This window comes from Brevundimonas sp. FV1ye28, assembly GCF_058681135.1.
On the sequence record NZ_CM178731.1, the window covers coordinates 1,013,552 to 1,026,065 of the forward strand.

At 69.0% G+C, this 12,514-nt stretch carries 10 protein-coding genes; 5 read left to right on the plus strand and 5 right to left on the minus strand.

The window, feature by feature from the left end:
• Nucleotides 1-5: 5 nt before the first annotated feature.
• A complete protein-coding gene (serS, locus tag ACW171_RS05155; RefSeq protein ID WP_492096022.1) occupies nucleotides 6-1,508 on the minus strand; it encodes a serine--tRNA ligase in 1,503 nt (500 codons plus the stop codon).
• Between the two features lie 362 nt (nucleotides 1,509-1,870).
• The gene (locus ACW171_RS05160) at nucleotides 1,871-2,812 is read right to left on the minus strand and encodes a hypothetical protein (RefSeq protein ID WP_492096023.1); all 942 of its coding nucleotides are present in this window, start codon (nucleotides 2,810-2,812) and stop codon (nucleotides 1,871-1,873) included.
• Between the two features lie 99 nt (nucleotides 2,813-2,911).
• Between ACW171_RS05160 and ACW171_RS05165 the strand changes: the two genes are divergently transcribed.
• The 4 genes from ACW171_RS05165 (at nucleotide 2,912) to mutL (ending at nucleotide 8,110) form a co-directional block, all read left to right on the plus strand.
• Entirely contained in the window at nucleotides 2,912-3,370 is a 459-nt protein-coding gene (locus tag ACW171_RS05165; RefSeq protein WP_492096024.1) for a RidA family protein, read from the plus strand.
• Nucleotides 3,367-4,524, plus strand: coding sequence for a GNAT family N-acetyltransferase (locus ACW171_RS05170; RefSeq protein WP_492096025.1), 1,158 nt, complete (start codon nucleotides 3,367-3,369; stop codon nucleotides 4,522-4,524). Before ACW171_RS05165 ends, ACW171_RS05170 begins: the two co-directional genes overlap by 4 nt.
• Nucleotides 4,525-4,585: 61 nt before the next feature.
• On the plus strand, nucleotides 4,586-6,205 hold the full coding sequence (locus tag ACW171_RS05175; RefSeq protein WP_492096026.1) for a M20/M25/M40 family metallo-hydrolase: 1,620 nt from the start codon (nucleotides 4,586-4,588) through the stop codon (nucleotides 6,203-6,205).
• A 48-nt stretch (nucleotides 6,206-6,253) separates the two neighbouring features.
• Nucleotides 6,254-8,110, plus strand: a complete 1,857-nt coding sequence (mutL, locus tag ACW171_RS05180) for a DNA mismatch repair endonuclease MutL (protein WP_492096027.1) — start codon at nucleotides 6,254-6,256, stop codon at nucleotides 8,108-8,110.
• 234 nt (nucleotides 8,111-8,344) lie between these two features.
• Here mutL and ACW171_RS05185 read toward each other — a convergent pair whose 3' ends face one another.
• Both ACW171_RS05185 and rsmD read right to left on the minus strand, forming a co-directional pair.
• Nucleotides 8,345-9,388, minus strand: coding sequence for a Kelch repeat-containing protein (locus tag ACW171_RS05185; protein ID WP_492096028.1), 1,044 nt, complete (start codon nucleotides 9,386-9,388; stop codon nucleotides 8,345-8,347).
• Nucleotides 9,389-9,397: 9 nt separating this feature from the next.
• The gene (gene rsmD / locus ACW171_RS05190) at nucleotides 9,398-9,967 is read right to left on the minus strand and encodes a 16S rRNA (guanine(966)-N(2))-methyltransferase RsmD (RefSeq protein ID WP_492096029.1); all 570 of its coding nucleotides are present in this window, start codon (nucleotides 9,965-9,967) and stop codon (nucleotides 9,398-9,400) included.
• A 45-nt stretch (nucleotides 9,968-10,012) separates the two neighbouring features.
• Between rsmD and ACW171_RS05195 the strand changes: the two genes are divergently transcribed.
• Complete coding sequence (locus ACW171_RS05195; protein ID WP_492096030.1) at nucleotides 10,013-10,960, plus strand: CPBP family intramembrane glutamic endopeptidase; 948 nt, start codon at nucleotides 10,013-10,015, stop codon at nucleotides 10,958-10,960.
• On the opposite strand, the gene ACW171_RS05200 is transcribed toward ACW171_RS05195, so the two are convergent.
• Complete coding sequence (locus tag ACW171_RS05200; protein ID WP_492096031.1) at nucleotides 10,937-12,502, minus strand: pseudouridine synthase; 1,566 nt, start codon at nucleotides 12,500-12,502, stop codon at nucleotides 10,937-10,939. The genes ACW171_RS05195 and ACW171_RS05200 overlap by 24 nt on opposite strands.
• Nucleotides 12,503-12,514: the final 12 nt, after the last annotated feature.

Genomic DNA, 12,514 nt, shown 5'->3' on the forward strand with positions numbered 1-12,514 from the left:
CAATCTCAACCGACGTGCGTCGCCCCGCCCATATAGGGCAGCAGGGCCGCCGGCACGGCGATCCGCCCGCCCTCGTCCTGATAGTTCTCCATGATCGCCACCAGCGTCCGCCCGACCGCCAGGCCAGAGCCGTTCAGCGTGTGCACGAACTCCGGCTTGCCCTCTTTCCGCTTGAACCGCGCATCCATCCGCCGCGCCTGGAAGTCCCCGCAGTTCGAGACCGAGCTGATCTCGCGATAGGTGTCCTGCGACGGCAGCCAGACCTCCAGGTCGAAGGTCTTCCGCGCCGAGAAACCCATGTCGCCCTTGCACAGCAGCATCCGGCGATAGGGCAGCTCCAGCTTCTGCAGCACCGCCTCGGCGCAGGTCACCATGCGCTCGTGCTCCTCGTCGGACTTGTCCGGCGTGGTGATGGAGACCAGTTCGACCTTGTGGAACTGGTGCTGGCGGATCAGCCCGCGCGTATCCCGCCCCGCCGACCCCGCCTCAGCCCGGAAGCAGGGCGTCAGGGCCGTGAGCCGCAGCGGCAGCTCCTCCTCCGGCGTGATCATCTCGCGCACGAGGTTGGTCAGGGAAACTTCGGCGGTGGGGATGAGGTAGCGAGCTTCTTGATACCTGCCCTTTTGCACCAAGCCGGTGAGAATATCTCCAATGGCCTTACTGTGGTTCTCGAACAGTTGCCCTTGAGCCCCCTCAATGATCAGTCGGCGTTCTTCCTCAGTCGAACTCGGATCGATTTCCAGTGTCAATTGGTAGAGTTCGGTGAGGGCCGCGTCTCGCGCCGGTCCTGCTAACCGATAGGCCTCATCACTCAGCGCCTCCCAATCATAGTTTTTTACGCTGAAGAGGTCTGGCTCGAACTTAGGCAGCTGCCCCGTCCCGAACATCGCCTCTTCCCGCACCAGATAGGGCGGATTGACCTCCAGATAGCCGTGCTCGGTCGTCTGCACGTCGAGCATGAACTGGCCGACGGCCCGTTCCAGCCGCGCCAGCCCGCCCGTCAGCACCGCAAACCGCGAGCCCGACATCTTCGCCGCCGCCTCGAAGTCCAGCAGGCCCATGGCCTCGCCGAGGTCGGCGTGATCCTTGGCCGGAGCGCCCGCCTTGGGCGTCCCCCATCGCGAGGTCTCGACATTGCCGTCTTCGTTCTCGCCGTTCGGCACATCGTCGGCTGCGAGGTTCTTCTGCGCCGCCAGCAGGTTGCGCAATGTCCAACTCTTGGCCGCCTCCACCAGCGACTCGGCACCGATCGCATTCTTCAGCGTCTCGACCTCGGCCTTCAGCCGATCGGCCTCCTCCATGTCCTTGCGCCCCATCGCGGCGCCGATCAGCTTGGACGCCGCATTGCGCTTGGCCAGCGCCTCCTGCCCCGCCGTCTGAGCGGCGCGCAGTTCGGTGTCGAGGCTCAGGATCTGGTCGACCAGGCCTTGCGCATCCTCCACGCCGCGCGACGACCAGCCGGCGACGAAGTGGCCGGGGTTGTCTCGAATGGCTCGGATATCGTGCATGGCGCGGTCTTTTGGGTGGTCATCGGTGAGGCGGCTGTCCTAGCGGGCGTCGCTGACCACCGCAAACCTCCCTTTTCCCCGGTCGGATCGATGCAGGACCGAAACGCGAGGATGCCAGTTGGCAAAAGACCGCCGAAATCGCCCAGGGATTTCAACACCTCGATCTTTTGAGACGCCTTATTCCAGACCCCGCTTGAAACCGTGAGACACTGTCGCCCGGTCTTTCACATCGTTCCCACGCAGCGCCACGACCCGAACGCATCGGACGCTTCGGACGGTGTTTTGGCGTCCATATCGAGCCGCCGGCTGTGCCTTGGGACTCAGTGGACGACTTGGACTCTGAATTTGGAATCGCGCCGCCTTCAGGCGGCCTCGGCCAGCTCCAGGGCCGCCTTGCGCTGTTCCGCCCACGGGATCAGCGTCGACTTCGGCCAGGCGACCAGCCACGAGCTCGGCGTGTATTCGCCGCTCTCGATCATGGCCTTGCGCGTCGGCGAGGACGCGCTGGCCCGCTCCGAATGAATCGGCGCCGGTCCCTGGTGGATGATGAAGGCCCCGCCCTTCAGCGGGTTCAGCCGCAGATAGGCCAGACGCGGGCTGATCGTCTCCAGCGGCGGGTCATAGAACCAGCTCGACCCGATCATCCCGGCCAGCTCCGGCCGCGTCTTGCAGATCGCCGCCGCCGTCGCCCAGGCCCGGTCCCAGCCGGCCTCGTTGAAATCGGCCAGCTGGCGGCTTTCGGTGTGGACCTCCAGCCAGGGCTTCTTCCACCCTTGAGCCCGCGCATAGGCCACCAGCTGCGACCAGCCATGCCCCTCGCGCCCGTTCCGCACCACCTGCCCCGGCCCCATGGGCGACGACAGGTCGATGGTCTGGGTCAGGGCGCCGGGTACGCTAAGCACCAGCGCCATCCGCACGTCCTTGGCCCAGTGGTCCGGGTCATACGGAGCATCTGTTTCGCCGGCCCCCGTCAGGAACTCGGCCATCTTGTCCATCCAGTAGGGATAGAGCTCCATCACCTCGCCCGGCAGCGCCGCCTGCTTCGCCCTTCCGGGCAGCTCCAGCGCCCATGTGGCGACCAGCGCCCGGCGCATCGCATCGGTCGCGTCCTCGCCCATCGCCCCATCCTTGAGTGCAATGTCGGCGGCATGGGCCGGAAGGTCGAAATTCCAGTGCGACGCCGACGCGACCGCCGGATCCACGGCCTCCACCGAGGCGATATCGACCCGCGTCCGCTCGTCGGCGGTCAGGCGATTGCGAACGGCCTTGAAGGCCTCGATCTGGGTCAGGCTCAGCGTTTCCATGCCCGGATACTGGCACACGCCGGTTGGCGAAGACTTAAAGGCTGGCGACGCGCCTCGCCCCCGCGCTAAACCGCCCGCAACACCTATATGGAGCCCAAGATGAGCATCGCCGCCCGCCTGACCGAACTCGGCATCGACCTGCCCGCCCCCGCCGCGGCCGTCGCCAACTACGTCCCGTTCGTGAAGACGGGCAATCTGGTCCACATCTCGGGCCAGCTGTCGAACGACGCCTCGGGCGGCCTCAAGGGCACGGTCGGCGAGGATGTCACCCCGAAACAGGCCAACGCCGGCGCCCGCCTGTGCGGCATCAACCTCCTGGCCCAGCTCAACGCCGCGCTCGATGGCGACCTCGACCGCGTCGTCCGCGTCGTCAAACTGGGCGGCTTCGTCCAGGCCGGCCCCGGCTTCACCGCCATCCCGGCCGTCATCAACGGCTGCTCGGACCTGATGGTCGAGGTCTTCGGCGACGCCGGCCGCCACGCTCGCTCCGCCGTCGGCGTCTACCAGCTCCCCCTCGGCTTCGCCGTCGAGGTGGACGCCATCGTCGAGGTGCGGTGACCTCCGAGCCCGACTTCACCCTCCAGGTCCATGACACCCTCGCGGCCATCGGTCGCGAGGCCTGGGACGCCTGCGCCGCCCCCACCGGCGATCCCTTCGTCAGCTTCGACTTCCTCAACGCCTGCGAGGCCTCCGGCAGCGCGGTCGCCCGCGAAGGCTGGGGCCCGCGCCACCTGACCCTTCGCGGCCCCGACGACGCCGTCCTCGGCTGCATGCCCCTCTATCTGAAGGGCCACAGCCAGGGCGAATACGTCTTCGACCACTCCTGGGCCGACGCCTATCAGCGGGCGGGCGGCCGCTATTACCCGAAGCTCCTCGGCGCCGTCCCCTTCACCCCCGCCACCGGCCCGCGCTTCCTGCACGCTCCGGGCACGGACGAAGCCACAGTCCGCGCCGCCCTGATCCAGGGAGCGATCACCCTGACAGAGCGCCTTGGCGTCTCCTCCCTGCACGTGAACTTCCCGACCGAGCCCGAATGGACCGCGATGGGCGAGGCGAAGATGCTGCGTCGCCAGGACATGCAGTTCATCTGGCGCAACCAGGGCTACCGGACCTTCGACGACTTCCTGGGGGCCCTGTCCTCCAACCGCAGGAAGACCATCCGCCGCGAACGCCGCGACGCCCAGGCCGATCTCGACATCCGCGTCCTCACCGGCAGCGACATAACCGAGGCCCACTGGGACGCCTTTTTCGCCTTCTACCAGGACACCGGCGAACGCAAATGGGGCCGCCCCTATCTGACGCGGGAGTTCTTCAGCCTGGTCGGTCAGACGATGGCCGACCGCATCGCCCTGGTCATGGCCTTCCGTGACGACGAGCCCATCGCCGGCGCCCTGAACTTCATCGGCCGCGACGCCCTCTACGGCCGCCAGTGGGGCGCGCTGGAGGAGGTCCCCTTCCTCCATTTCGAGCTCTGCTACTACCAGGCCATCGAGTTCGCGATTCAGCACGGCCTGTCCCGCGTCGAGGCGGGCGCGCAGGGCGAGCACAAGATCGCGCGCGGCTACCTGCCCTCCCCCGTCTACTCCGCCCACTACATCGCCGACCCCGCCCTGCGCGGCCCCGTGGCCCAGTACCTGACGCACGAACGCGCCGAAGTGGAAGCCGGGATCGCCGCCATGACCGAGGAACTGTCCCCCTACCGATCCGCCTGATTGCAAAGCGTCGCGGCGCAGCGCCTTATCCCGAAACAACGATTTTCGCCCCGGAGTCCTAATGTCACGTCTGCTGATCCTCCTCGCCTCGGCCGCCCTCGCCGCGCCGCTCGCCGCCGCGCCGGCCTCGGCCCAGTCCGTCGATCGCGTCGCCATCAACGGCATCCTGGACGAGGGCCTGAACCACTCGCAGGTCATGCAGACGGCCGCCCATCTGACCGACACCATCGGCGGTCGCCTGACCAACTCCCCCGCGATGCGCGAGGCCGAGAGCTGGACCCAGCAGCAGTTCCGCGACTGGGGCCTGTCAAACGTCCGCGCCGAGGGCTTCGAGTTCGGTCGCGGCTGGTCGATCGTCCGCTCCAGCGCCCGGATGACCGAGCCCCGCGCCATCGATCTGCGCGCAATCCCCATCGCCTGGACGCCCGGCACGAACGGGACGCTCAACGCCGATGTCGTGGTCGCCCCCATGACCAAGGTCGCAGACTTCGAACGCTATCGCGGGCAGTTGCGCGGCAAGATCGTCATGGTGACCCAGCCGGACACCGGATCGGAGCCTGCGGAAGCGCCCTTCCGGCGCTGGACCGACGAGGAGCTGCGGGGCCGTAACGGATACACCCAGCCCCAGTATTCGCCAGCCGCCATCGAGCGCCAGCTGTCGACCGCCGACTTCGCCACCGCCATGGACGGTTTCCTGGCCCAGGAAGGCGCGATCGCCTGGGTGCGGATGTCCCAGCGTGATGCCGGGCTCCTGCACGGGACCGGCTACCTGTTCCGCGTGGGAGCAACGCCGCAGTTGCCCGGGATGGAACTGGCCGCCGAGGACTATCGTCGCCTGGCCCGCCTCGCCAAGACCGACACCCCGCCGAAGCTCGAACTGATGAGCGAGGTCCGGTTCCACGACGAGGACGTCAACGCCTACAACGTCCTGGCCGATATTCCGGGCACGGATCGGTCCGGTGAATACGTCATGGCCGGCGCCCACTTCGACAGCTGGGTCGCCTCGGACGGCGCTCAGGACAACGCCGCCGGCACCGCCGTGGTCATGGAAGCCGCACGCATCCTGATGGAGCTGGGCGTCCGGCCCAAGCGCACCATCCGCTTCGCCCTGTGGAACGGCGAGGAACAGGGTCTGCTGGGCTCGCTGGCCTACATCGATCGGCACGTCGCGACCCGTGCGCCCCTGACCGATCCGGCCCTCGCCGCCCTGCCCAACAGCCGCACCTGGCGTCACCGCTGGCCGATCCAGCCCCGCGAGGGCTACGGCGACCTGACCGCCTACTTCAACCTGGATAACGGCTCCGGCCGCATCCGGGGCATCAACGCCGAGGGCAATGTCGCCGCCGCTCCGATCTTCCAGGAGTGGCTGGCGCCCTTCTCCAGCCTGGGCGCCTCGACCGTCTCGCTGCGGCCGTCCGGCGGCACCGACCACGTCTACATGCAGGCCGTGGGCATCCCGGGCTATCAGTTCATCCAGGACCCTCTGGATTACGGTGCCCGCATCCACCACACCTCCATCGACAGCTACGATCACCTCAAGCCGGACGACATGCGCCAGGCGGCCGTCATCCTGGCCAGCTTCCTGCTGAACGCCGCCAACCGCGACCAGCCCCTGCCGCGTATGCCGACGCCGACCCAGCCGACGCCGAGCGATCCGTTCGAATACCTGCCGGTGGAGTGATCCGGCGGCGAGACCCGGGCGGCGGAACGGGCTAGGATCACGAATCCCATGCCCATCCGCCGCCTCCCGCCCGAGACCGTCAACCGCATCGCCGCCGGCGAGGTGGTCGAACGGCCGTCCAGCGCCATCAAGGAGCTGGTCGAGAACGCCCTGGATGCCGGCGCCACCCGGATCGAGATCCAGGCCGACGGCGGCGGCCTGTCGCGCATCCTGATCGCCGACGACGGTCACGGCATGGCCCCGGACCAACTGGCCCTGGCCGTCGAGCGCCACGCGACCTCCAAGCTGGAGCCCGACGACGCCGGCGACGTGGACCTGCTGCGCATCCACACCCTGGGCTTCCGGGGCGAGGCCCTGCCCTCCATCGGCTCGGTCGCCCGCCTGACGATCACCAGCCGCGCCCGGGACGGCGACGCCCACCAGATCACCGTCGAGGGCGGCGATCAGCGCCCGGTCGCCCCCGCCGGCTTCCCGGGGCCCCACGGCGCCCGCGTCGAGGTCCGCGACCTGTTCTACGCCACGCCCGCCCGGCTCAAGTTTATGAAGTCGGAACGGTCAGAGGCCATGGCCATCTCCGAGGAGATCAAGCGCCAGGCCATGGCGCACGAGAGTGTCGCCTTCACCCTCGACCTCGACGGCAAGACGACGCTGCGCCTGCCCGCCGAGCACCCCGGCGACGAGGGCCGGCTGAAGCGGCTGGCCGCGTTGCTGGGTCGCGACTTCGAGGCGAATGCCCTGCTGATCGACCAGCAACGCGAGGGCATCCGCCTGTCGGGCTATGCGGGCCTGCCCACCTATTCGCGGGGCAACGGCGGGCACCAGTATCTGTTCGTCAACGGCCGCCCGGTCCGCGACCGCCTGCTGCAAGGCGCCCTGCGAGGGGCCTATGCCGATTTCCTGGCGCGGGACCGCCATCCGGCGGCGGTGCTGTTCCTCGATATCGATCCGCTGTTCGTCGATGTGAACGTCCACCCGGCCAAGGCGGAGGTCCGGTTCCGCGATCCTGCCATGGTGCGGGGCCTGATCGTGGGCGCTCTGAGACACGCCCTGCATGCCGCCGGTCACCGGGCCTCGACCACGGTGGCCGACAATGTGCTGGCCGGGTTCACGGCCCATGCGGGTCCCGCCTTCAGCCCGACCTCGCCGACAGCCCAGAGCTTCGCGGCGCCCGGCTACAGCGGCTGGACCGGCTGGGACCGACCGGCCGCAGCCAACCAGGACATCCCCGGCCTGTCGGAGATGTCGGTCCGGGTCGAAGCCCCGCCCTCCGGCTTCTCGGCCTGGCCGGAACAATCGGGCGCGCCCCATCCGGCCGATCCGATCGACCAGCCCCTGGGGGCGGCCCGGGCCCAGGTCCACGGCACCTATATCGTGGCCCAGACCCGCGACGGCATCGTCGTCGTCGATCAGCATGCGGCGCACGAGCGCCTGGTCTACGAGCGGATGAAGACCCAGATGGCCGCGGGATCCGTCACCCGTCAGGCGCTTCTGACGCCCGAGGTGGTCGAGCTGGATCCAGCGGAGGCCGAGCGCGTCGTGGCGCGGGCGGGCGAGCTGGCGGAGCTGGGCCTGATCGTCGAGCCGTTCGGCGGCGGGGCGGTGCTGGTGCGCGAGACGCCGGCCCTGCTCGGCGACACCGACGTCCAGGGCTTGATCCGCGACATCGCCGACGACCTGGCCGAGCACGGCGCGGCGCTGGCGCTGTCGGAGAGGCTCGGGGAGGTCTGCGGGACCATGGCCTGTCACGGCTCGGTCCGCGCGGGACGGGTGCTGTCAGCACCCGAGATGAACGCCCTGCTGCGCCAGATGGAGGCCACACCCCACTCCGGCCAGTGCAACCACGGGCGGCCGACCTATGTGGAGCTGAAGCTGAACGACCTCGAAAAGCTGTTCGGGCGGCGGTAGGTCGGGACGGCGGCGCGGCCGCGATTTGGACTCTGGATGACCGGGTGCACAGAGTCCAAACGACGAAATGCTCGTTTAGTCAGGGACTTGGACGAAAGTCTGGAGACGGCCATCGAAATGCGAGTCCAACGGCTGATAATATACTGAATTAATTGCGTTTTGCTCTAATTTTGGGTCAGTTTCAGCGCCACTGAGCGTGTCGGGAGGGCTAAGAGCCTTTCCGTGGCGCGATGGTCAGACAGCGAACGAAAAAGCCTCGAGCGTTCCCGTGGCATTACCGCCCGAGACGACGGACCCGCCGGCGATGGCATAGATCGTATCGCCGACGACCGCTGCGGCCAGACCGTGACGCGGTGTCGTCATGTCGGGGCCGCGCTCCCAGCGATCGGCCGTGGGGTCGTAAATCCAGGTCTCGGCGAAGACCCCGCCGCCCCCGCCCTGGCGGAACCATTCGCCGCCGAACGCGACCAGCTTGCCGGCCAGAGCCACCATGGCCAGGCCGCCGCCGACCTGATTGTTCGCCGCATAGGAGCGCGGAATGGGCGCGAGGGTGTCCCAGCGATCCTCGGCAGGGGTGTAGCGATCCAGCCGCCCGGTCCCGCCGCCGCCGACCGTGCGTCCGCCGGCCACCCAGACGGCGCCGTCCAGCACCGCCGCCGCCGCGCTGTTTCGCGCCATAGGACAGGGCCGCCCGACATCCCACCGGTCGTCACCGATGCGGTAGATCAGATGCCGGTCCGTATCGACCTGGTCGTTCCAGGCGCCGTTCGCCGCCCCGCCCGGCGTTCGGCCGGTGATCAGGTGCAGGGTCTCGCCCAGGCCCACGCCCACGCCCACGGCTTCGGCCTGAGGCGACGGCAGCGGCGCGATCTCGGTCCAGCGAGCGCCCTCGGCCAGCACCCAGGCCGTGGTCGTATTGGTCCATTCCCCGGCGTCGGACCGGGCGTAGCCGCCGATGGCATAGAGGTCGGCGTCGCCGGCGATCAGCATCGGATGGTGGCGCGCCGCCGGGAGTTCGGGGCCTTCCGCCCACAGACCTGTCGCAGGGTCGTACCGTGCGACGCGATCTTCGATGTGCAGGGGCTGGCGGCCCCGCGAGACCAGCCCGCCCGCCGTCCAGATCGCGCCAGCGTGGACGGCGGCGTATATCTCCTGCGCCGGCCAGGGCATGGCGGCGCGTGCGGTCCAGGCGGTGTCGCGGGCGAAGGCGGGCGCGGCGGGGGCGAGCACGGCGGCTCCGGCGGCGGCGAGCAGGCTGCGGCGGTCGATCTGGGTCATGGCCGGAGGCTAGACCCGCGCGCGCCTCAGGAACAGCACGCGTGCGGCGCCGTAGTCGCGCGCATCCAGCCGCTCGTAGCCCGGGGTGTCGATCTCCGGTTCGTCCGAGCCGCGTTCGAAGATCACCAGGGCCTCGGGCTTCAGCCAGTTGCCTTCCAGAAGACGCAACAGCGCCTGTTCGCCCATGCCCTTGCCATAGGGTGGGTCGAGGAAGGCGATGTCGAAGGCCTCGCCGTCCGAGCCGGGCCGAACCCCCAGGTCGGTGGCGCTGCGGCGATGAACCCGCGTCGCCCCCATCACGCCGTAGGCGTCGGCGTTCTCGCGGATCGCGCCGCGCGCGGCTTCATCGATCTCCACGAACAGGGCGAAGACCGCGCCCCGGCTCATGGCTTCGAAGCCCAGGGCGCCCGATCCGGCGAACAGGTCCATGACCCGCGCGCCGTGCAGCGGCACGGCCCAGGCGGCATGTTCCAGGACGTTGAAGACGGCCTGACGCGCCCGGTCCGACGTCGGGCGTGTGCCCTGTCCCTCCGGCGCCACTATGGCGCGACCTTTGAGCTTTCCGGCGACGATCCTCATGGCCTGCCTCTGGACCGAAACCGCGACGCAATGCAACGGTCGGGGATGTCTCCGTATGAACGCCTGGTCGCCGCCGTCCCGCTCGCGCGCCGTTCGCCCATGATCACCGGCTTCAAGCCGGATCGGCCGTGGCTGAAGCTCGGCGGCTTCATCGCCCTGTCGGTCCTGTTCATGTTCGGCGCGACACTGGTCCTGACCATCCTCGTTCAGTTGATTCCGGGCCCCGCCGCCGACCTGCAGTTTTCCGAGGTTCTGCCCGACACGCCGATGCGGCTGGTCGACGAAAGCGCCTACATGATGATGCTGGCGCTCATACTCGGGACCCTGGCCCTGGCGATCCTGGGGGCGGCGGCTGTCACCTATCGTCGCCGACTGACGGAGTTCCTGTGGCCCGGTCGCCGGTTCAACGCCTGGGACCTGGGCGTCGGCTTCCTGGCGATGGTCTGTGTCGTCGCGATTCTGTTCCCGGTCTATCTGTGGATGGGGGCCGAGTGGTCGCCGCCGATCCTGAACCCGCTATACGCGGATTGGACGCGGCCGCTCTATCTCATGGCCGGGGTGGTCGGCCTGCTGATCGCGGCGGCGGGCGAGGAGATCGTCTTCCGAGGCGTCCTGTTGCGCCTGACCAGCCAGATCAGCCGGCATCCGGTTCTGCTGTGCGTGATCAACGGCCTGCTGTTCTCGGCGTTTCACCTGGATCCCGATCCGGTCGCCTTCGTCGCCCGCGCCCTGTCCGGCGCGATCTGGACCTGGGCGGCGATTCGGTTGGGCGGGCTGGAGTTCGCGGTCGGCGCCCATCTGGCCAACAACCTGATGATCTGTCTGTTCGGCGCGCCGATGTCCGAAGCGGCCGAGGTCGGACGCGACTCGCGCTGGATCGAACTGGCGCCCGAGGTCTTCGTCGCCGTCGTCATGCTGATCATCATCGAACGCCTGGCCGCAGGTCCCCGCGACTGGCTTCCGGCGCAGTTAGCCCCGCGAGGGACCGCGTGATCCGCCGGGCTTTCCGCCCGTAGGGCGCGGGCCGCCGGGGCCGGAGCGCGGGCCGCTGGAACGGGGTGCGCTGGACCGAGGCGCGCCGGCTCCGTCACGCGGTTTGAAGTCGCGCTTCGGCTTATCTCCGTCGCGGGCCCAGGTCGCGGACTTCGGACCGATCATCTGTTCGTCACGCGGCTTGAACACCCGTGCGGGGCGTTCGCCCTCGGCGGCGCCTTCGCGAGGAACCCAGGCCTTCTTGGTCGAGGGACCGCGCGGATTGGGGGGCGCGGCCTTGGCCCAACCCGCCTTCTTCGGAGGACGGTTGGCGCGTTCGACGCCCGCCACATGGGCATCCTCTGCGGCGCGGACGCGGCTGGGCTTGCGCGACGGGTCGGACATGGCCGAGCCGGAAACGCCGGCCAGCTTGGGCGCGGCCGACCGGCGGCCCGGGATGGGCGCGGGGGTTTCGACCGTATTGCCCTCGGGCAGATTGTCCGGACGGATATGTTCGCCCAACAGCTCGCGGATCACGCGCGGCCCGATTTCCTCGACCGAACCGGTCGCCAGAGTCCCGAGCTGGAACGGGCCATAGGCGAGGCGGATCAGGCGGTTGACGGTCAGGCCGATGGACTCCAGCACCTTGCGGACTTCGCGGTTCTTGCCCTCGGTGATCTGGACGCTGATCCACAGGTTGGCGGCCTGGGAGCCGTCCTCCTTGGTCGTCGCCTTGTCGATGTGGGCCAGGACCGGGCCGTAGCGGACGCCGTCGACGGTGACACCGTCCTTCAGCTTGTCGAGATCGGACTGGGTGACGCGTCCCCGCGCCCTCGCCCGGTACTGACGCACCAGGGCCGTGTCCGGCAGTTCCAGCGCCCGCGAAAGCTCGCCGTCGTTGGTCAGCAGCAGGAGGCCTTCGGTATTGATGTCGAGGCGCCCGACCGAGATGACTCGCGGCAGGCCGCTGGGCAGGGCGTCGAAGACCGTGGCCCGTCCCTGGGGGTCGTTGTGCGAGGTCAGCAGGCCGACCGGCTTGTTGTAGCGCCAGACGCGCGTGGCCTGGGCCGCCGCGATCGGCTTGCCGTTCACGGTGATGACGTCGTCGCGCGTCACCAGGGTCGCGGGCGTATCCAGAATGCGGCCGTTGACCGCCACCTTGCCCAGACCGATCAGCCGCTCGACCTCGCGTCGCGAGGCGATGCCGGCGCGCGCCATGGCCTTGGCGATCCGCTCGCTGCGTTTCGGCTCGGCGGGGGCTGCGTCCTTGGCGCCCGGTTTGCCGCCGGGCTTGCCGCCGGCCTTGGCGCCTGCGCCCTTGGAGTCGTCGGAATAGCGTTTGCCCTTGATCGGCTTCTCAGGCCGCGCGCCCTTGTCGGGCGCATAGGCGCGACCGGTCGAGCCGCGGCCGCCCTCGAGCGACTTCTTGGTGGTTTCGAAGCTGGCGGCGGACGCAGAGCCGGGGCGCGCGGCCCCGCTCTTGGGGCGATCGCCGGGCTTGTGGGCGCGCAGCTCTTGACTGGTGCTGCGCTTCTTGTCGTTGTCTTCGGGATGGCGGGCCATGATGAGCGGTTC